This window comes from Lactiplantibacillus sp. 30.2.29 (genome assembly GCF_018991255.1).
GTDB classification, from domain to species: domain Bacteria; phylum Bacillota; class Bacilli; order Lactobacillales; family Lactobacillaceae; genus Lactiplantibacillus; species Lactiplantibacillus pentosus.
In genome coordinates, this window is the sequence record NZ_JAGYGU010000001.1 from 28,382 (window position 1) to 48,081 (window position 19,700).

Consider the following 19,700-nt stretch of genomic DNA (forward strand, 5'->3'; position numbering starts at 1 on the left):
CATCGCGTTCCAGCGTTGTCAGAAATGCCTGGAGGCCGGTATAGGACGTTTCTATCGCTGAAAGTTTACGTAAACTCGAGCCGTTTCCAGCGGGCCTCAGCTGGCTGCTTTTGAACTTAAGAATTGGGATCTTTTAACCATCTTTAGTGCCAGCTCACAATGTATCATTGCCATTAAATGCATAATATCAATCACATCATAACCGCGCTTGCTCTAAACCAGCGCGGTTTTTGTGCGGCAAGTGAGTAATTAGGTCGGACAGTAGCTAATAATTACTGATCAGTGGATACGATGAATTCACGTATTAATCCGCTTACATATTGGGTGGATGTGGTATACTGAAAAATGTCGATTAATCTGCTTTTCGTGGTGCCATGACCGCATTAGCGATGGTAGGTCAGCAGCTGACTTAGCGAGAACAGTGATTAATCCGGATGAGAACGAAATACCATTAATCTAACCGAAACGATTAAATGAACGATTATTAGAGGAGTTTTTTATGTTAAACGGGATTCTACCATTATATAAACCACGCGGAATGACTAGTTTTGACTGCGTTGCAAAAATTCGGCGGTTGTATCAAACCCGCAAAGTTGGTCACTCTGGGACGCTGGATCCAAATGTGGACGGTGTCTTGCCGATTTGTATCGGGAATGCGACCAAGGTCGTGCAATTTCTAGTGGCTTCTGGTAAAGAATATCAGGGCAGTATTACACTGGGCTTCGCCACAACGACTGAAGACTTAGATGGTGATGAAATCGCTCGTCAAGCTGTCGATGCCCCGTTTTCTGATGCCGCTATCGATGACGCACTCGCCCAAATGACGGGTGACATCACGCAGATTCCGCCCATGTTTTCGGCGGTCAAAGTTAATGGACGGCGGCTCTATGATTATGCCCGGCATGGTGAGACGGTCGAACGGCCGCAACGGCACGTGACGATTACCAGCTTCAAACAACGCCAGCCCGCAACTTATGATTCAGAAGCCAAGACGCAGACGATTTATTTCACGGTCGCCTGCAGTAAAGGGACCTACGTCCGCACGTTAGCCGTTGATGTGGGCCGGGCACTCGGGGTTCCAGCCGTCATGAGTGACCTGACGCGCCTCAAGAGCGGCGGTTTTACCCTTGATGAAACGGTGACTTTTGAAGAAATTGCGGCGCATGCAGATGCCGGGACAGCTGGCGAATTGCTAGCACCTATCGACAAAGCGCTCAGTCAATACCCACGGGTGACTCTGACTGATGAACAGTGGCAGCGCGTTAAGAACGGTGCCCCGATTTCAGCCGCTGAGGGGCAACAATCCGCACCAGATGCGAACACGATGGTTGCGTTAGTTTACCAAAACAGCCTAAAATGTCTATATAGTTATCGACCGGACGAACAGCGGTACAAGCCGTTTAAAATGTTTGCGGTCAATTAAGGAGTTTTTGTCATGCAGGTGATTAATTTAAAGTACCCCGTGGCGGCGAGCCAAATTCCCGCTGGGCCAATTGTCTTGGCGCTCGGTTTTTTTGACGGCGTTCACCGCGGACATCAACAAGTTGTCGCAACTGCGCGTCAAGCCGCCCAAACTCAGGGGGCCAAGCTCGCAGTGATGACGTTTGACCAGCATCCCTCGGTCGTTTTTCAGCATACGGATCCGAAAGAGGTGCGCTATTTGACCACGATCGACCAAAAGACCACACTGATGGCCGAACTAGGCGTCGATATTTTATACGTGCTGCATTTTGATGCAACGGTCGGTGCCATGCCACCGCAAACGTTCGTTGACCAGCTGATTGTGGGACTACACGCCACCACCGTCGTCGCAGGCTTTGATTACACGTATGGTCCGGCTGATATCGCGAATATGCAACGGCTCAACGACTATGGCCGCGACCGGTTTAACATTATCGAAGTGCCCAAAGCGGAGTTGGATGCTGAAAAAATCAGCTCTACACGCATTCGACAGGCATTGGATGACGGCCAAATTGACGTCGCCAACCGTTTATTAGGCTATCAATATGAAACTGCCGGTGAGGTCGTCCATGGTGAAGCCCGTGGAAGGACGCTTGGATTTCCGACTGCCAACGTGGCGCATGATTCGAATACCAGAGTGCCGGGAATCGGCATTTATGCGACGATGGTCAAAACGGGCAGTCAATGGGTGATGGGGATGGCCTCAGTTGGGCGCAACGTCACGTTCGGCGATCATCGGCCGATTACCGTTGAAATTTATTTGCTCGATTTTCATGGTGACTTATACGGTCAGCATTTGACCGTTCGGTGGGGTCACCGAATGCGCGGGGAAATCAAATTTTCTGGCGCGGATGCGCTTGTCGAGCAGTTAAAACATGACGAACAAGCGACGCGTGATTATTACGACGCACACCCATTCCAAGCAACACCACGGTTACAAGTGACAGCACAATCAAATTCATTGGAGGCATAGATGATGGATACAAGCACAATTTTTCAACACGGCACACTCGGTTTACTCGTTCCTGGTTTATTTGATGGCACGATTACGGCTGGTGAACTCTTAACGCATGGAGACACGGGCATCGGGACGTTGGACGGGTTGAACGGAGAGGTCATTATTTTGGATGGCCATGCTTATCAGGCACGTGAAGACGGTCAGATCCGCGAGATTGCGGCTGATGAGACCTTGCCATTTGCATCGGTGCACTTTGAAAAGCCAACGATCAGTGCACAACTTGCTGACCTGAAGCAAGCTGACTTTGAACAACAAGTGATTCGTGATTACCGGTTGACCAACGTGTTTGCCGCGATTCGTGTCGACGGGACGTTTGCCAAGGTCAAGACCCGGGTTGCGCCACGGCAGGAGCCACCTTACAAGACATTGGTTGAAGCAACGGCGACCCAACCAGAATTTACCGGTGAAAACGTCGATGGCACGATCATTGGCTACTATGCACCACACTTGTTCCAGGGTGCGACGGTAGGTGGCTTCCATTTGCACTTTCTCAGTGCTGACCACCAATTAGGCGGCCACTTACTGGGCTTTGAAATTGCGCAAGCGACGTTGAAAGTGCAACATTTTGCTGATTTCCACGTGCACTTGCCAATTGATAATGAAGCTTATTTACAAGAACAATTTGATAATGAAACGATCGACCACGCCATCAATAAGGCGGAACGCTAGACTAGAACAGTCAACGACGGTGCTTTGTTGCTTGGTTGGAATCAAACTCGGCTCTCGGAAATGAATCATTTCTGGGAGTTTTTTAGTTGGCGCCCTGTTTGAAGGCTGGCTGCTAATTGAAACTTGCTTGACAATGCTTGAATGACTGATACAACGAGGTGCGTTTAAGACCATCAACTCGGGCCTGACAAACTAACAAACACGATACAGGCATCCCACTTGCATTGCCTAATTAAAGGGTGTATATTAGCACTCGAAGGTTAGGAGTGCTAAAACTGATCAAGGTGAAGCCAGCCTTTACATGGCAATGGTTTCTGAAATGAAATCAGTGACATTCTTTTCCAGAAATACTTTGTCTTTCCTTGACTTTCGTCGGGGGGGTTGTTATATTAGTAATTGTGTTAGCACTCCATTAAGTTAAGTGCTAAAAAGAGGTGATGATCACGTTAACTGAACGACAAAGCCTAATTTTAACGGCAATTGTCCGTGACTATACCGAGGGCGGTAATCCAGTCGGCTCCAAAACGTTGGTTCAAGAACTACCGATGAAGGTCAGTTCGGCAACGATTCGTAATGAAATGGCGCATTTGGAAGAATTAGGGTTAATCGTCAAAACGCATTTGTCTTCAGGTCGGATTCCATCGATCAAAGGGTATCGCTACTATGTTGATCATATTTTGAAACCCGAAAAGGTTGATAGCCAAGACTTGAAGGTGATTCAACATTCGCTAGGTGGCGAGTTTCATAAGATTGATGAAATCGTGGCTCAGTCAGCGGATATTTTATCACAGCTCACGAGTTACACGACTTTTACGCTGCGACCAGAGTTAAAGGACAGTCGCTTAAGTGGATTTCGATTGGTGCCATTAGGTAATCACCAGGTCATGGCTATTCTGGTGACGAATAACGGTGATGTCGAGAACCAGACGTTTACGATTCCTAATGATATTTCGGGAGACGAGCTCGAACCAGTCGTTCGCTTTATCGATGATCAACTGGTTGGCCTGCCGTTACAAGACGTCCTCCGTCAATTGAATCATGAGATTCCAATGAAGCTTGCACAGTACTTGCAAGATCCAGATGGGTTCTTAGATATCTTTGGCAGTGTGTTGTCCAAGGCAGCTTCTGAGCGGTTCTATGTTGGCGGTAAGTTGAATCTATTCAACTATACCGACCAGCAGAGCCCTAAGGAATTAAGGTCATTGTACTCGTTACTGGATCAAACAGATCGCTTAGCTAATGTGATTGGCCCACCTGGTCAGCACATTCAAGTGCGTATCGGTAATGAGATCACCAACGATTTGCTGAAGAACTACAGTTTAATCACGGCGACTTACGATGTTGATCAGCACGGTCAAGGGGTCATTGCACTGCTTGGACCGACCGCAATGCCGTACTCGCGGATGATTGGACTGATGGGCGCGTTCCAGCGTGAACTGGCCCGCAAATTATTAGATTACTACCGGTACTTTGACGAGTGACGGACGGGGAGATGAAAACATTGGCAAAAAAATCAACGCGTGCGACGTCTGAGGAGACTCAGTCGACGTCCACTGATTCAGCGACAACTTCAACTGCCAGTGAAACTGCAAAGGCAGCAACGAGTGCAACTGAGCAAGCCGAGCAAACTGCAAAAGCCACTCAAGTTGACCCACAAGCGCAGCAAATTGCTGATTTAAAAGCGCAGTTAGCTGATAAAGACGATCAATTACTACGCGCACAGGCCGAAATCGTTAACATGCAAAACCGCAACAAGAAAGAACAAGCGGCGTTGCTCAAGTATGACGGTCAGGCTCTCGCAAAAGACGTTTTACCAGTTCTAGATAATCTGGAACGGGCGTTAGCAACTGAAGCGGACGATGAAGCGGCCCAACAGTTGAAGAAGGGTGTTGAGATGGTCTATGGTCATCTACAAGATGCTTTGAAGAAACATGGGGTCACTGAAGTTGCGGCTGCGGGTGAAAAGTTTGATCCAAACGTTCACCAAGCTGTTCAAACAGTGCCGGTCGATGATGATCACCCAGCTGATACGGTGGTTCAAGTCTTACAACGGGGTTACCTGTTGAAAGATCGGACCCTCCGTCCAGCGATGGTCGTTGTGGCACAATAAATCAAAAAATAAAATTAATTTAAAAGAGGTTTGTTAATTTATGGCAAGTAATAAAATTATCGGGATTGACCTCGGGACTACTAACTCTGCGGTAGCGGTTCTTGAAGGTACAGAACCTAAAATTATCACGACTCCTGAAGGTGGCCGGACGGTGCCATCAGTAGTTGCTTTCAAAGATGGCGAAACTCAAGTTGGTGAAGTTGCTAAGCGGCAAGCGATCACCAACCCAAATACGGTTGCTTCAATCAAGCGTCACATGGGTGAAGCAAACTACAAAGTTTCTATCGAAGGTAAAGACTACACCCCACAACAAATTTCAGCGATGATCTTACAATACATCAAGGGCTTTGCTGAAGATTACCTTGGCGACACAGTTGAAAAAGCGGTCGTTACGGTACCTGCTTACTTTAACGATGCGCAACGGCAAGCCACCAAGGATGCTGGTAAGATTGCCGGTTTAAACATTGAACGGATTATTAACGAACCAACTGCCGCTGCTTTGGCATATGGTTTGGATAAGACCGACAAAGATGAAAAAATCTTAGTTTATGACCTTGGTGGTGGGACTTTTGATGTCTCTATCTTGGAATTAGGCGACGGGGTCTTCGAAGTGTTATCAACGAATGGTGATACTCACCTTGGTGGTGACGACTTTGACCAAAAGATCATCGACTGGTTAATTGCCAACTTCAAGGCTGACAACGGTGTCGACTTGTCACAAGACAAGATGGCCTTACAACGGTTAAAGGATGCTGCTGAAAAAGCGAAGAAGGACCTCTCTGGGGTTTCTGAAGCACAAATCAGCTTACCATTCATTTCCGCTGGTGCCAGTGGCCCATTGCATTTGGAAACTACGTTAACGCGTGCTAAATTCAACGAATTGACTTCTGACTTAGTTGAAAAGACACGGATCCCAGTTGAAAATGCGTTGAAGGATGCTGATTTATCCGCTAGCGACTTAGACGTTGTTATCTTAAATGGTGGTTCTACTCGGATTCCAGCCGTTCAAGAAGCCGTTGAAAAGTGGACTGGCAAGGAATCTAACCACTCCATCAACCCTGACGAAGCGGTTGCTTTAGGTGCAGCAGTTCAAGGTGGTGTGATTACCGGTGATGTTAAGGACGTTGTTTTACTTGATGTAACGCCACTTTCACTTGGTATTGAAACCATGGGTGGGGTCTTCACTAAGTTGATCGATCGTAACACGACGATTCCAACTAGCAAATCCCAAGTCTTCAGTACGGCAGCCGATAACCAACCAGCTGTTGACATTCATGTCTTACAAGGTGAACGGCCAATGGCAGCTGACAACAAGACACTCGGTCGGTTCCAATTAACGGATATTCCGGCTGCACCTCGTGGGGTTCCTCAAATCGAAGTTAAGTTCGATATTGATAAGAACGGTATCGTGAACGTTTCTGCTAAGGATATGGGCACGAACAAAGAACAGAAGATTACCATCAAGAGTTCATCGGGTCTTTCTGACGATGAAATTGATCAAATGGTCAAGGAAGCCAAGGAAAACGAAGATGCCGACAAGAAGCGTAAAGAAGAAGTTGACTTGAAGAACGAAGTTGACCAATTGATCTTTACGACTGACAAGACTTTGAAGGAACTTGAAGGTAAAGTTTCTGAAGACGAAGTTAAGAAGGCACAAGATGCTCGCGATGCTTTGAAGAAGGCACAAGACGATAACAACATTGACGAAATGAAGGCCAAGAAGGATGATTTGAACAAGATCGTTCAGGACTTATCCGTTAAGTTGTATCAACAAGCTCAAGAAGCTCAGGGTAGTCAAGCTGGTGCTGACGGCAGTGCCGCTGGTAACACAGATTCAGCCAAGAGCGGTGATGACAACACGGTTGACGGTGACTTTGAAGACTTGGATAAAGACAAGGACAAGAAGTAAAATCGTCAGAACAAAAGGCCAAGGCCACGTGGCTTTGGCCTTTTTAGTTCAAATATGCTAGTATTAATGAGACTTAATTTAAGGTTCATTAGGAGGTTACAATGGCAGAGCAAGACTTATATAAGGTTCTGGGTGTTGAAAAGGATGCCAGTCAGGACGAAATCAAGAAAGCGTATCGGAAGCTTTCGAAGAAGTATCATCCTGATTTGAACCATGAACCTGGCGCGGAAGAAAAATTCAAAGCAGTCAACGAAGCGTACGAAACACTCGGTGACGCCCAAAAACGGGCTCAGTATGATCAATTTGGGTCAACTGGTGGCCAACAAGGCTTTGGCGGTGGTGCCGGTGGGTTTGGTGGTCAAGACTTTGGCGGCTTCGGTGGCGGTGGCTTCGAAGATATTTTCAGTTCGTTTTTCGGTGGCGGTGCTGGTGGCTCACGGCGAGCTAATCCAGCTGGTCCGCAACAGGGACGCGACTTACAATATGAGATGTCACTGAAGTTTGAAGATGCCATCTTCGGCAAGAAGACCACGATCACTTATAATCGCGAAGAACAATGTAAGACTTGTGAAGGTACCGGTGCTAAGCCAGGGACTTCGCCAGTAACTTGTTCGAAGTGTCATGGTGCTGGGTACATTCAAGTTCAGACGAATACCCCACTTGGTCGGATGATGAGCCAACAAGTCTGTGACGTTTGTCATGGGACTGGTAAGGAAATCAAGGACAAGTGTGCCACTTGTGGTGGGACTGGCCATACTGAACAAAGCCATTCCATCAAAGTGACGGTTCCAGCTGGGGTTGAAGAAGGCCAACAAATGCGTCTTCAAAACCAAGGTGAAGCCGGGACGAACGGTGGTCCTTACGGGGATCTGTTCATCATCTTTAGAGTTGAACCTAGCAAGGATTTTGAACGGGATGGCGCGACCATCTACTTCAAGTTGCCAATCGACTTTGTTCAAGCGGCCTTGGGTGATGAAGTTCAAGTCAAGACGGTTCACGGTGACGTTAAGTTGAAGATTCCGGCTGGAACTCAGACGGGAACGACTTTCCGGCTTCGTGGCAAGGGTGCGCCACGTTTACGTGGTAACGGGAACGGTGACGAACGGGTCACGGTCAACATTGAAACGCCTAGCCATTTGAACAAAGGCCAAAAAGAAGCGTTGAAGAGTTTTGCCAAAGCCAGCGGTAAAACGGTCGCCGGTAACGGCAAGAGTTCACTCTTCGATAAGTTACGCGGTGTTTAACGCCAGTCAATTCATTCCAGAATCGTACAAGTAGCAGTCGATCATCTTTCATGAAAATGAAAGGTGACCGACTGCTTTTTTTCGTGGCCTTGTAAAGTGAGACCACTCTGTTTATTAACTAACTTTTCAGTAGCGCGGTTTTTGCTCAAACGGTTACATTATCCTGTCATCTCGTGAATCGTGAGTGCTAGAATTAGTCAAGGAGGTGAAGTAATACGTCGTTAACGTGTGGGGGCCTAACGTTGATGTTACAAAACCGTTACAAATATGTCATGTTCAGACACGCAAATGCAGGTTTTTGTTCTTTTTGAGGTATCGCCCGTACAAGCACCTGTTCGGTTGGTACACTGATATTTGAACTTAGCGTCCTATTAGCAAATAGCGCTAATATCACCAATCAGTTCGTAATTGATAGCTAATGGGGAGGTTCATCATTGTGAAGCGAAGCAAACTTTTAGTCACAGTTTTGCTTGGACTGCTGATTGTTGGTGCTGGGGGCGGCTACTATGTCTATCATACCGAGCGACAGGCCGCAATTGCTAAGAAACAACAAACAAAAAAGGCGCGTAACAAAAAAGCAGCCTTGAAAGACAGTATCTTGAGTCAGAAGGTTAATCAAACCTCGTTTTCAAACAACCAGGATACGAATCAACAGATTACTAAAATACTCAATCTAAGCCATTTTGTTGGTTCAGCCTTGGTCGTCAAGAACGACCACGTCATTTACCAACGGGCCTTTGGTTACGCGAACAAAGCGAAAAACGAACGTAATCAAGTCGATTCTAAGTATCAGATTTTATCGATTCAAAAGTCGATGACGGCCGTTGGTATTATGCAGCTCGTCAAAGCGGGGAAAATTAAGTTGACTGACCCGATTTCGATGTACTATCCAACACTCAAGCACGGACGTCAGACGACGATTCGGCAGATGTTGGATATGACCACGGGATTTCGACTTAAGAACGGGTCAAAGGAGTACTTGCCGGAGAATAAAGTCATTGATTACGCGAAACACAATGTCTACTATTATCCGGACAAGAATGGCATCTCGAATTACTCATCGGTCAATTTCTTACTATTGGCGGGTATTATTCGTCAAGTCACGGGGGAAAGTTATCAACATTTCTTCACGGAGCGGTTTATTGATAAGTTGGACTTACAATCGACTGGTTTTCTGATTCATGGTCAAGGCCAACGCGCCACGACCGGATATCGCGGACCGGCTGATCAAACGGTTCCAGATTATCAAGAAACAATGCCAGAAACTAAGGCACAGATGGCCAATGAGTTAGGCACAGGACAAGTTTATATGAGCGTTCACGACTTATTTACAGTCGAAAGCGCGATTTTGAAAGGTAAATTGCTTCCTAAAAAGGATGTGGCAATTTTACACACCCGGACTGCAACTGGTGAATATGGTGGCGGGGTTTATAACATTAGCAATGGGATCCGGTCGCACGGACTGGGCTATGGTTATGAATCAAGCGTCTTCTTGTCACCGGATGGCAAGACCGGGGTCGTCTTAATGAGCAATTATTATCGGAAAGCTGCACCAATTCAGCCTGCAGCTAATAAAATTTTTGCCGATTTAATGAATGGTAGTATCAAATAACGTATTTCGTGATATTAGGGGAGGTGAAAGCATGTTTGCAAAGTTGAAAGCTTGGTTTCAACGGCCGGTTGTTCAATTCATTGCACTTACAGTCTTCTATTTTGCTGTCATGCTTGCCTTGGTTTATCTGTATGGGTATAGCGGAATCAACCAAGCGAAATTTATTTACAACGAATTTTAATTAGGTACCGTAACAGTATTGTTTGGGGGGAGTTTTAATTATGATTAAGAATATCATTACAACCATCGATGATTATGCACGGACACAACCCGACAAAGTGGTCTATGACGTGCAGGGGACCACACACACGTATGCTGAATTAAAGGTATACTCCGATGCTCTGGCGGCGCATCTTGATACGCTAGATTTACCAGCTAAGGATCCAATCATTGTCTTTGGTGGTCAGACTTTCGAAATGATTGCGACCTTCCTGGGCGTGGTCAAATCCGGTCGGGCGTATATTCCAATCGATACGCATTCACCAAATGAGCGGCTCACGATGATTAATGAGATTGCCAAACCAGCGGCCGTCATTGCGGTGGTCGATCTACCAACGGGGGTTGGCACGACACCGGTGATTACGCCAGACCAATTGGACGCGATCTTCGCAACGCCGGTCGATTATCAGGCGGACCACGTCGTTAGTGGCGATGATAATTACTACATTATCTTTACGTCCGGAACGACGGGGATGCCGAAAGGGGTTCAGATCAGTCACGACAATCTGGTCAGCTACGTGGATTGGATGTTAAGCGACGACTTTGGGTTACCAGACCAACCGAATTCCTTATCACAACCACCGTATTCCTTTGACTTGTCAGTGATGGATGTCTATCCAACATTGGCTTTAGGGGGCACGTTATACGCGTTGCCAAAAGCCGTGACTGATGACTTCAAACAGTTATTTGCCGCGCTACCAACGTTGCCGATCAATGTCTGGGTCTCAACGCCTTCCTTCATGGATATCTGCTTGTTGGAACCACAGTTTAACGCCGAGAATTTACCAAGTTTGACGCACTTCTTATTCTGTGGTGAGGAATTGACCCACAAGACAGCGGCGGCTTTAAAGAAGCGGTTCCCAGATGCCCGGATTTTTAACACTTATGGGCCAACGGAAACCTGTGTCGCCGTCACCCAAATCGAAATCACCGACCAAGCACTCGCCAAGTACGACCGGTTACCAATTGGTTATGCGAAGGCAGATACGCAGATGTTGGTCGTTGATGATAATGGCGAGCCAGTACCGAATGGGACGGAAGGTGAGCTGATCATTGCCGGGCCATCCGTTTCTAAGGGGTATTTAAACAATCCTGAGAAGACGGCCAAAGCGTTCTTCGAATTGGACGGGCAACGTGCTTACCATTCTGGTGATATTGGCACGATGGACGCGGACGGGTTATTCCGTTACCGCGGCCGGGTCGATTTCCAGATTAAAATGCACGGTTACCGAATCGAATTAGAAGAAGTCGACCACTTCTTAGCACAACAACGTCACATCAAACAAGCTGTGGCCGTACCAAAATATGATAAAGAGCACAAAGTGACCCAAATGATTGCCTATGTCGTGCCAAAGCCAAATGACTTTGAAAGTGACTTTGCGTTGACGACCGCGATCAAGAAGGACCTGCAAGGAATGATGATGGAATACATGATTCCACAACGGTTCGTCTATCAAACGAGCTTGCCATTAACGCCTAACGGTAAGATTGATGTCAAGTCGATTATTAAAGAGGTTAACCCAGAATGATTTCATTTGACCCGTACGGTAACCCAACGTACTTTGTGCTGCTCTTTATCGCGTTGGTGCCGTTAATGATCGGTTTGTTATATGGTCGGCGTTCACACTGGTACGAGTCACTGATTTCCTTCGTTTTCTTGATGTTAACGTTTGGTGGGGTCAAGTGGCGTACTGGGATTGCGCTAATTGTATATTTGATTTATCAAATCGCCCTGGTCTGGTTGTATTCCAAGTATCGACAACGACCAGATTCACCGAATAAAGGGTGGGTGTTCGTCGTCAGTGTGATTTTAGCGATTATTCCACTAGCCGTCGTCAAAATCACGCCAGCGGTCGCCCACGGTGCGAATTCCATCATCGGTTTCTTGGGGATTTCCTATCTGACGTTCAAAGTCGTTCAGATGATCATGGAAACACGTGATGGTGTGATTAAGGAGTTCCATCCCGTCCTGTTTGGGCAGTTCCTACTGTTCTTCCCAACGATTTCTTCCGGGCCAATTGATCGGTATCGGCGGTTTGTCAAAGATTATGACAGTGTGCCGAACCGTGAAAAGTACTTGGGATTAGTCGAAAAGGGGATTCGCTACATTTTCTTAGGATTCCTGTATAAGTTTATCTTGGCTTATATTTTTGGGACGCGGATGCTACCAGTTGTCGAACACGCTGCACTGCAAGCTCACGGGTTATCCTGGGCGCTAGTCGGTGTGATGTATGTCTACAGTATGGACTTGTTCTTCGACTTTGCCGGCTATAGTTTATTCGCCGTTGGGGTCAGCTACCTGATGGGTGTTGAAACGCCAATGAACTTTAATCAGCCGTTCAAGTCGAAAAATATCAAGGACTTCTGGAATCGTTGGCACATGACGTTGTCCTTCTGGTTCCGCGACTTTATCTACATGCGCCTCGTCTTCTTTATGATGAAGCACAAAGTCTTCAAGAGTCGGATCACGACGGCCAATGTTTGTTATGTCATTAATATGTTGATCATGGGGTTTTGGCACGGGGAAACGTGGTACTACATCGTCTATGGGCTATTCCATGGCTTTGCGATGGTCATCAACGATGCTTGGTTGCGCTACAAGAAGAAGCATCAAGCGCAGTTGCCATCCAACAAGTTCACCGAATACTTCGCGATTTTTCTCACGTTCAACGTCGTTTGTTTCAGTTTCTTGATCTTCTCAGGATTCCTGAACACGTTATTCTTCGGCGGCCGGCCATAAATTAAGTACACTTAAGGGAGCGTAATAACTATGGATGATACAAAAGCAACAGTTTTATCAATTTTAGCGGATTTAACGGGGGAAGACGTTTCCAGCAATATGGACGTCAACTTGTTTGATGAAGGAATCCTGGACTCAATGGGTTCTGTTCAATTATTATTGGAACTTCAAAATCAATTAGGTATCGAAGTGCCGGTCTCTGAATTTCAACGGTCAGAATGGGACACACCGGCTAAAATCGTATCAAAGGTTGAGAACTTGCAATGAAGGTCTCCACACGCCTTTTTAAGATTTTTGGGCCAATTATTTTGGCAGCTGTCTTATTATTGGCCGTACTGCTTTCACCGTTCTCATTCGGATTAAATCATATCTCCAAGGAAACCGAAAAAACGGCCGCCGTCTCACTTTCGTCCAACGTTTTAAAGGGTCGATTAGTGAAGCGCCAAGCCTTGAGTGATGGTTATGTGCCATTCTTCGGTTCATCGGAATGGTCGCGATTTGATCCCATGCATCCGTCCGTACTGGCAGAAAAGTATCACCGGAGTTACCGGCCATTCTTGCTCGGTGCCCGGGGGACCCAGTCACTGACCCAGTATTTCGCGATGCAGTCCGTGAAAAAGCAGATTACAAATAAGAAGGCTGTCTTTGTAATTTCGCCACAATGGTTTGTCCCACAAGGTACGCGAAAAGATGCCTTTACGTACTACTACTCACCATTGCAGACCATCGACTGGCTACAAGATGAGCATAATTCCGAAATGGACCGTTATGCGGCACAACGTCTGCTACAAATGCCGTCTGGTTCATCGGACCGAGTTTTGGAAGGCGCCTTAGCCCGTGTGGCCGCTGGGTTCAAGCCAACCAGTGCCCAAATGGCTTATATCAATTATAAGGCTCGGGTGCTCGGTAGTGAGGATGAATTCTTCTCACGCTTTGGAATTTCAGGTAAGAACTTGAATACGGTCAATGTGCAAGCCAAGAAGCTGCCATCGACGTATAACTTTAACCAATTGGACCAGTTAGCTGGAAAGATTGGGGCTGCACAAACGACTTCTAATGATTTGGAAATTAGTAATCAATTCTGGAACACTAAGCTCAAACGTAACTACAAGCGACTTAAGGATTCACAGCGTCACTTGAATTACACGAAGTCACCAGAATTTGCCGATTTCCAATTAGTCTTGAATCAGTTCGCGAAGACGCATACTGATGTCTTGTTCATCATTCCACCGATTAATCAGCGCTGGGCCTCATACACGGGCCTGTCCATGAAGATGATTGGGCAGTTTGATAAGAAAATTCAGTATCAACTTCGCAGCCAAGGGTTTAATAACATCTTGGACCTGACTCAGGATGGCAATCAAGATTACTTCATGACTGATACCATTCATCTTGGTTGGCGAGGCTGGTTAGCGGTCGACCAAAAAGTTGATCCGTTCCTGACCAAGAAGACGAAACCCGTTCATTATCACATTAATGACAACTTCTATTCGAACAAATGGCAGGAACTTAAGCCTAGTCAAATCAACAGTTTCAAATAAGCTGTCGTAATTGAAGAGCGTCGCTGCAAGGACTCGCTGAGTCGGATTGCAGCGGCGCTTTTGTCGGTTGAGTCCATGTGATGATGACCAAACGAGGCCGGGACGATGTTGACAGCAGTCGTAAAACCAGTAGCTGGGATGGCGGCTGATGTGCACTTACGGTGCTGGTGAGTGTCACAAATGGTCTTGATGGGTCGTGGATGACGGTCACGGCAATAGAAAAATTGTGATTGTGTCGGTAACTTGGTATAATTGATAGGATTAGGACTTAGGAAGAAAGTAGGAAAATCAATGGATAAAGCGACAATGAGAGATCGACAACAACATATTCGGAATTTTTCGATCGTCGCCCATATTGATCACGGCAAATCAACGTTGGCGGACCGAATCTTGGAATTAACGGATACGATTTCCAAACGTGAAATGCAGGACCAAGTGCTGGATTCAATGGACTTGGAACGTGAACGTGGGATTACGATCAAATTAAATGCAGTGGAATTGCACTACCAGGCTAAAGACGGGGAGACTTATATCTTTCATCTAATCGATACGCCAGGACACGTCGATTTTACGTATGAAGTTTCGCGAAGTTTGGCGGCCTGCGAAGGCGCAGTGTTAGTCGTCGACGCAGCGCAAGGGGTCGAGGCGCAAACCTTGGCTAACGTCTACCTCGCCATTGATGATGACTTGGAAATCGTGCCAGTCATCAACAAGATTGACTTGCCTTCAGCGGAACCGGAAAAGGTCCGTAAAGAAATTGAGGATGATATTGGAATCGATGCTGAAGATGCCGTTTTGGCTTCAGCTAAAGCGGGTATCGGAATTGAAGACTTGCTGGAGCAGATCGTGCATAAAATTCCAGCGCCCCAGGGTGATTTAGACGCACCGTTGAAGGCCTTGGTTTTTGACTCAGTGTATGACGACTACCGTGGCGTGGTTTTAAGCGTTCGAATTCATGAAGGGATTGTTCGGCCTGGTGATCGGATTCGCTTGATGAACAGTGGTAGTGAATACGAAGTGACTGAAGTCGGTGTCAACTCGCCCAAACCATTAGCTCGCGATTATCTGATGGCCGGGGATGTTGGTTACATTACCGCCAGTATCAAGGATATCCAAGACACCCGGGTCGGGGATACGGTGACGAATGCCAAACGGCCAGCTGAAAAGCCGCTCGCCGGTTACCGGGAAATGAATCCAATGGTGTACGCCGGGATTTACCCAACTGATAACGCCAAGTTTACGGACTTACGCGAAGCCTTGGAAAAGTTAAAATTAAATGATGCGGCACTCGAATTTGAAGCTGAATCATCGCAAGCGTTAGGTTTCGGGTTCCGTTGTGGTTTCTTGGGACTGTTGCACATGGATGTGATTCAGGAACGGCTCGAGCGGGAATTCAACCTTGAACTGATTACGACGGCACCTTCCGTAACGTACCACGTCTTAATGACGGATGGCACAGAAAAACAGGTTGAAAATCCTGCCGAAATGCCGGAAGCGTCTGCCATCAAGGAAATTCGCGAACCGTACGTCAAAGCCCAGATCATGGTGCCTAACGATTATGTTGGTGCGGTCATGGAACTGGCCCAACGCAAACGGGGCGAATTTGATACGATGGAATATCTGGATAGCAACCGGGTCAACGTGGTCTACCATATTCCACTATCGGAAATTATCTTTGACTTCTTTGATAAGTTGAAATCCAACACTCGTGGTTACGCTTCGTTAGATTACGATTTAGATGGCTACCGTGCCAGTGACTTAGTCAAAATCGACATCTTACTGAACGGGGACCAAGTCGATGCGTTAAGCTTTATCGCGCACCGCGACTTTGCGCCAGCACGTGGTCGCGAAATCGCATCTAAGCTGAAAACCATCATTCCACGCCAAAACTTTGAAATTCCAGTACAAGCAACCATCGGCTCTAAGGTGATTGCGCGGACGAACATCAAAGCTTACCGTAAGGACGTTACCGCCCATCTCTATGGTGGTGACCGTACCCGGCGGATGAAGTTACTTGAGAAGCAAAAAGCCGGTAAGAAACGCATGAAAGCCGTGGGGAAAGTTGAAATCCCACAAGAAGCCTTCATGGCAGTTTTGAAAACTGACGAGGAAGAAAAGCCGAATTGATAGGGTTCCGCCACGGCGGAGCTCTTTTATTTTGGGGATTTGCCAACATTGAGACTGGATTGTTTGACAAAATAGACATAAGTAGAAGAAATGGCTATTATTTATCTGAAGTTACCCATAGCATGCGGGGTGATTTGTCATGAATTAGAGTTAAAATTCGTTTAGTTGAATTATGATTCGTGAGCTGGTGAGTGTCTCATTCTAACATAAACAGGTTTTTCCAAGAGATCTTCTACGTATAAGACTCGCAAAGCTGGATGAAGATGTCAGGATACTTGCATCTGGTAACTTTAACTTAAGTTCAATCGCAAACTATATAGTATATCCTTATGTCGTCATTTCTGAGATGTTCATGTTAGATTTCAATTTGGAAGGAGGCAGGCATGATGGAAAGAAAAATAGCTGTTGATCCATCAGAAATTCGTGAGCTGGACATTGTAGAACTGATTGATGGTCGTGAAGCAACTATTGTGTTTGTTCCTAAAGACGCAATAACCGGATTTGAAGTAGATGTTGGTACTGGACCAAAGAATTGGGATACAATTGGCATTAGTGCATCGCAAATTAAACGTATTTTATGGCATGCTAGGTAGTCCGTCTTTTGTTGTGCTGAGGATGGTTTTAAAAGGCTCACTTTTAAAGTTTAAACTTTTCTGGAAACAACAAACAGCTGAAAATGATACCATGGTGACGAGTAGCGTTGGATAAGCGACTGATGCGGTGAATGTTCAGCGTTGGTGATTTTTGTTGTATCTCGGGCGATGATTGGACAATAAAACCTCGTGAAGCACGAGACTTCACGAGGTTTCCTAATTAGTCATAAAGATGATTGAGCGCGTATTGAGCTTGTGATTGGGTGAATTGTTCACCAGCAGAAGAAGTTAACTGGTCAAGCAGTTCACTTTGAGACATTGGCATTTCGTCTTGATAGTCCTTAGCAGTTTGCAATGCATTGTCATTCCAATTGACGTCTGTTAAATGGTCGACGGCATATTGTGCGGCTTCAGCAGTGAATCCTTCGCCAGCATCGGAAACAAGTTGTTCATAAACCGCTTGTTTTGACATATGCATATCATTTGCATAGTCTTCTGCAGTACTCAGCGCTGCTGATTTTTCGGCGCCTGCAACAGCTTTTGCTCTGGATTCAGATTTTGATTCAGCTTTCGAACTAGCTTTTGCACTTGCGATTGATTCACTCTCGGCTTTCGAGGAAGAGCTAGCGGCGGCTTCGGATTCACTTTCTGCTTTGGATGAGGCACTTGCAGCTGCCGCTTCGGACGCAGCTTTCGAACTAGCAGCTGCCTTTTCTGATTTTTCCTTGGCCTTGGATGAAGCAACCGAAGAAGCTAACCCAGGAAGCAATTTATTGGCTTTTTTGATATCAGCCTGTAAATCATGTTTCTTGGATGAATTTGGTAACTTATTAACTTCTTTGCTAACACTATCAATCAAGTCCTGGGTAACGCTTTCATCTAGGGCGGTGTGATCAACGTCTGAAAATAGGTTATCAACATCAGTCGTGGCGCTCTCGAGCTTAGCTTTCCGTTCTGACGCGGCTTTAGACTGTGCCTTTTCAGCTTTAGTCACTTTCTCAGTTGATGAAGAAGAAGTATCAGCCTTCTTCTCAGAACTTTGTTGACAACCACCTAAGAGCACGAGTGCGGCAATGGTAGCGACCCCTGTAGCTACTTTGTACATATGAAACTCCTCCAATAAATGTATTTCCCCAAATTGGTTCCCCGGTATGTGATAAATCTAACCAAACAGTTAGCTTTTAGTGACGTCCTAGCTGGTCAAGCGTATTGTTGCGTCGATGATATCGAACCGGCAGAGATAATGTTTGCTGGCAAGGTAGAAGACGCGTATGTAGATAATCAATCGAATGAACAATTTTGCATTTAAATTATATCAATATAGTTATCGTAAATAAATAAGAATTTAATAAAAAATAATGTAGGCTATAGCACGAACACAAACAAAAACCGCCAGCAGTTCAAAACCTGCCAGCGGCTAATCCAAATGTTCGATTTAATTAGCAAATGACGCTAACCCCAAATATCTTGCATGTGTGGCAACTGTAATAGGCCGTCCGTGGTCGGATCGGTTGTCCCGATGGTTTGCATATGCCAGACACCTTGATCATCTTTAGTGGCGACGACTTTTTTACGTTTGCCTTCTTGATTTTTATAGAAACAGTTTTCGCTATCTGCACCAATTTCGCGTGCTAACACTTCGTTAGGTGTGACGTAGCCGTCGCTGGTTTCAAATTTTTCAATTTGGTCGACACTAGTCAACGGTTCATGTCCGCGCCGATAAATTCTTTCAATTAGTACCATCAGTAAATCCCCCTCAATATTGATAACCTGACTGATTTATTAATATTTTACCATATCCCTGAAGCACCGGAAACCAAGCGACCACGCTTTGAGAAAATATTAGGATTTTAGGCGGTTTTCTTGCCAAACCAACCGCAAATTGATACACTGTCTGTTTAAAGTCTGCTATAATTAAGGTTAGAAATAAAACGTAGCGACAATTAATTAATTAATTTATTATTTAATCAATTTCACGTTGTGAAGGAGAGATCGACGACATGTTAAAACGCACGAAACAGTTTCTGCGATCAATACATTATGACTACGATAAAACATATATTAGACCGCTGATGGTGCCAGACAGCGTTTACGTGTTGAAATTCGGTAAGGATCATCGTAATAATCGGGTGGTCGTTAAGTACAGCCATACTTGGACTGGGCGCGTTAAGATTAACGAGATCGCCGTCCGTCTGCATAAACAAAAGCATCCACGAATTTTTAAGCACGAAGCGGATATGATCAAGTATTTGAACAAGCATTTAACGAAAAAAGCCACGAATGATGACTAAGTTAACTTGAAGACGGGACTGGTGTAATTTAGCACCAGCCCCGTTTTCGATATAATGGCCAATATTTACTGGAAAGGAGAACGACGGGAGACCACCCATGTCGCTGATTTGCAACTGGCTCGCTAGGTCATGAAGGCCCAGCATAACCGACAGCGTGTCCCCGCAA

Annotated in this window: 18 protein-coding genes; 16 read left to right on the plus strand and 2 right to left on the minus strand. The window is 45.9% G+C overall.

The annotated features are described in order from the left end of the window. Window positions 1-499: 499 nt before the first annotated feature. The 15 genes from truB to KGF65_RS00185 all read left to right on the plus strand — a co-directional run bounded on the left by truB (window position 500) and on the right by KGF65_RS00185 (window position 17,243). Entirely contained in the window at window positions 500-1,423 is a 924-nt protein-coding gene (gene truB / locus KGF65_RS00115) for a tRNA pseudouridine(55) synthase TruB (RefSeq protein WP_050338498.1), read from the plus strand. A gap of 12 nt (window positions 1,424-1,435) precedes the next feature. After that, entirely contained in the window at window positions 1,436-2,434 is a 999-nt protein-coding gene (ribF, locus tag KGF65_RS00120) for a riboflavin biosynthesis protein RibF (protein ID WP_101873382.1), read from the plus strand. Between the two features lie 3 nt (window positions 2,435-2,437). After that, window positions 2,438-3,148, plus strand: coding sequence for an acetolactate decarboxylase (gene budA / locus KGF65_RS00125; protein WP_050338500.1), 711 nt, complete (start codon window positions 2,438-2,440; stop codon window positions 3,146-3,148). Window positions 3,149-3,585: 437 nt separating this feature from the next. Further along, a complete protein-coding gene (gene hrcA, locus KGF65_RS00130) occupies window positions 3,586-4,629 on the plus strand; it encodes a heat-inducible transcriptional repressor HrcA (RefSeq protein ID WP_216748026.1) in 1,044 nt (347 codons plus the stop codon). A gap of 20 nt (window positions 4,630-4,649) precedes the next feature. Further along, a complete protein-coding gene (grpE, locus tag KGF65_RS00135; RefSeq protein ID WP_050338501.1) occupies window positions 4,650-5,258 on the plus strand; it encodes a nucleotide exchange factor GrpE in 609 nt (202 codons plus the stop codon). 40 nt (window positions 5,259-5,298) lie between these two features. After that, window positions 5,299-7,167: a molecular chaperone DnaK gene (gene dnaK, locus KGF65_RS00140; protein ID WP_216748025.1), complete on the plus strand. Its 1,869-nt coding sequence runs from the start codon at window positions 5,299-5,301 to the stop codon at window positions 7,165-7,167. A gap of 101 nt (window positions 7,168-7,268) precedes the next feature. Then, window positions 7,269-8,411 carry a molecular chaperone DnaJ gene (gene dnaJ / locus KGF65_RS00145; RefSeq protein WP_003638942.1) on the plus strand — a complete coding sequence of 381 codons (1,143 nt, stop codon included), beginning with the start codon at window positions 7,269-7,271 and terminating at the stop codon, window positions 8,409-8,411. Between the two features lie 418 nt (window positions 8,412-8,829). Then, window positions 8,830-10,023, plus strand: coding sequence for a serine hydrolase (locus tag KGF65_RS00150; protein ID WP_152705317.1), 1,194 nt, complete (start codon window positions 8,830-8,832; stop codon window positions 10,021-10,023). A 31-nt stretch (window positions 10,024-10,054) separates the two neighbouring features. Beyond that, window positions 10,055-10,204 (plus strand): teichoic acid D-Ala incorporation-associated protein DltX, encoded by a 150-nt coding sequence (locus KGF65_RS00155; protein WP_003638940.1) that lies wholly within the window; start codon window positions 10,055-10,057, stop codon window positions 10,202-10,204. A 40-nt stretch (window positions 10,205-10,244) separates the two neighbouring features. Further along, window positions 10,245-11,771, plus strand: coding sequence for a D-alanine--poly(phosphoribitol) ligase subunit DltA (gene dltA / locus KGF65_RS00160; protein ID WP_050338504.1), 1,527 nt, complete (start codon window positions 10,245-10,247; stop codon window positions 11,769-11,771). After that, entirely contained in the window at window positions 11,768-12,982 is a 1,215-nt protein-coding gene (gene dltB, locus KGF65_RS00165) for a D-alanyl-lipoteichoic acid biosynthesis protein DltB (protein ID WP_003638938.1), read from the plus strand. Before dltA ends, dltB begins: the two co-directional genes overlap by 4 nt. Before the next feature lie 24 nt (window positions 12,983-13,006). Beyond that, window positions 13,007-13,249, plus strand: a complete 243-nt coding sequence (gene dltC, locus KGF65_RS00170) for a D-alanine--poly(phosphoribitol) ligase subunit DltC (protein WP_082230227.1) — start codon at window positions 13,007-13,009, stop codon at window positions 13,247-13,249. After that, a complete protein-coding gene (dltD, locus tag KGF65_RS00175; protein ID WP_050338507.1) occupies window positions 13,246-14,523 on the plus strand; it encodes a D-alanyl-lipoteichoic acid biosynthesis protein DltD in 1,278 nt (425 codons plus the stop codon). Before dltC ends, dltD begins: the two co-directional genes overlap by 4 nt. A gap of 291 nt (window positions 14,524-14,814) precedes the next feature. Further along, a complete protein-coding gene (lepA, locus tag KGF65_RS00180; protein WP_101873384.1) occupies window positions 14,815-16,650 on the plus strand; it encodes a translation elongation factor 4 in 1,836 nt (611 codons plus the stop codon). A gap of 383 nt (window positions 16,651-17,033) precedes the next feature. After that, window positions 17,034-17,243, plus strand: coding sequence for a hypothetical protein (locus tag KGF65_RS00185; protein WP_225083206.1), 210 nt, complete (start codon window positions 17,034-17,036; stop codon window positions 17,241-17,243). A gap of 220 nt (window positions 17,244-17,463) precedes the next feature. On the opposite strand, the gene KGF65_RS00190 is transcribed toward KGF65_RS00185, so the two are convergent. Both KGF65_RS00190 and KGF65_RS00195 read right to left on the minus strand, forming a co-directional pair. After that, on the minus strand, window positions 17,464-18,348 hold the full coding sequence (locus KGF65_RS00190) for an Ltp family lipoprotein (protein ID WP_082230228.1): 885 nt from the start codon (window positions 18,346-18,348) through the stop codon (window positions 17,464-17,466). Window positions 18,349-18,695: 347 nt separating this feature from the next. Continuing rightward, the gene (locus KGF65_RS00195) at window positions 18,696-18,986 is read right to left on the minus strand and encodes a hypothetical protein (protein WP_050338509.1); all 291 of its coding nucleotides are present in this window, start codon (window positions 18,984-18,986) and stop codon (window positions 18,696-18,698) included. 257 nt (window positions 18,987-19,243) lie between these two features. Between KGF65_RS00195 and KGF65_RS00200 the strand changes: the two genes are divergently transcribed. Further along, complete coding sequence (locus KGF65_RS00200) at window positions 19,244-19,534, plus strand: hypothetical protein (RefSeq protein WP_003638932.1); 291 nt, start codon at window positions 19,244-19,246, stop codon at window positions 19,532-19,534. The last annotated feature ends 166 nt before the right edge of the window (window positions 19,535-19,700 follow it).

Excerpts from the sequence above, each read along its gene's own strand:
- truB (WP_050338498.1), top strand. The coding sequence starts at position 500 with ATGTTAAACGGGATTCTACCATTATATAAACCACGCGGAATGACTAGT.
- ribF (WP_101873382.1), top strand. The coding sequence starts at position 1,436 with ATGCAGGTGATTAATTTAAAGTACCCCGTGGCGGCGAGCCAAATTCCC.
- budA (WP_050338500.1), top strand. The coding sequence starts at position 2,438 with ATGGATACAAGCACAATTTTTCAACACGGCACACTCGGTTTACTCGTT.
- hrcA (WP_216748026.1), top strand. The coding sequence starts at position 3,586 with ATGATCACGTTAACTGAACGACAAAGCCTAATTTTAACGGCAATTGTC.
- dnaK (WP_216748025.1), top strand. The coding sequence starts at position 5,299 with ATGGCAAGTAATAAAATTATCGGGATTGACCTCGGGACTACTAACTCT.
- dnaJ (WP_003638942.1), top strand. The coding sequence starts at position 7,269 with ATGGCAGAGCAAGACTTATATAAGGTTCTGGGTGTTGAAAAGGATGCC.
- KGF65_RS00150 (WP_152705317.1), top strand. The coding sequence starts at position 8,830 with ATGGGGAGGTTCATCATTGTGAAGCGAAGCAAACTTTTAGTCACAGTT.
- KGF65_RS00155 (WP_003638940.1), top strand. The coding sequence starts at position 10,055 with ATGTTTGCAAAGTTGAAAGCTTGGTTTCAACGGCCGGTTGTTCAATTC.
- dltA (WP_050338504.1), top strand. The coding sequence starts at position 10,245 with ATGATTAAGAATATCATTACAACCATCGATGATTATGCACGGACACAA.
- dltB (WP_003638938.1), top strand. The coding sequence starts at position 11,768 with ATGATTTCATTTGACCCGTACGGTAACCCAACGTACTTTGTGCTGCTC.
- dltD (WP_050338507.1), top strand. The coding sequence starts at position 13,246 with ATGAAGGTCTCCACACGCCTTTTTAAGATTTTTGGGCCAATTATTTTG.
- lepA (WP_101873384.1), top strand. The coding sequence starts at position 14,815 with ATGGATAAAGCGACAATGAGAGATCGACAACAACATATTCGGAATTTT.
- KGF65_RS00185 (WP_225083206.1), top strand. The coding sequence starts at position 17,034 with ATGATGGAAAGAAAAATAGCTGTTGATCCATCAGAAATTCGTGAGCTG.
- KGF65_RS00190 (WP_082230228.1), bottom strand. The coding sequence starts at position 18,348 with ATGTACAAAGTAGCTACAGGGGTCGCTACCATTGCCGCACTCGTGCTC.
- KGF65_RS00195 (WP_050338509.1), bottom strand. The coding sequence starts at position 18,986 with ATGGTACTAATTGAAAGAATTTATCGGCGCGGACATGAACCGTTGACT.
- KGF65_RS00200 (WP_003638932.1), top strand. The coding sequence starts at position 19,244 with ATGTTAAAACGCACGAAACAGTTTCTGCGATCAATACATTATGACTAC.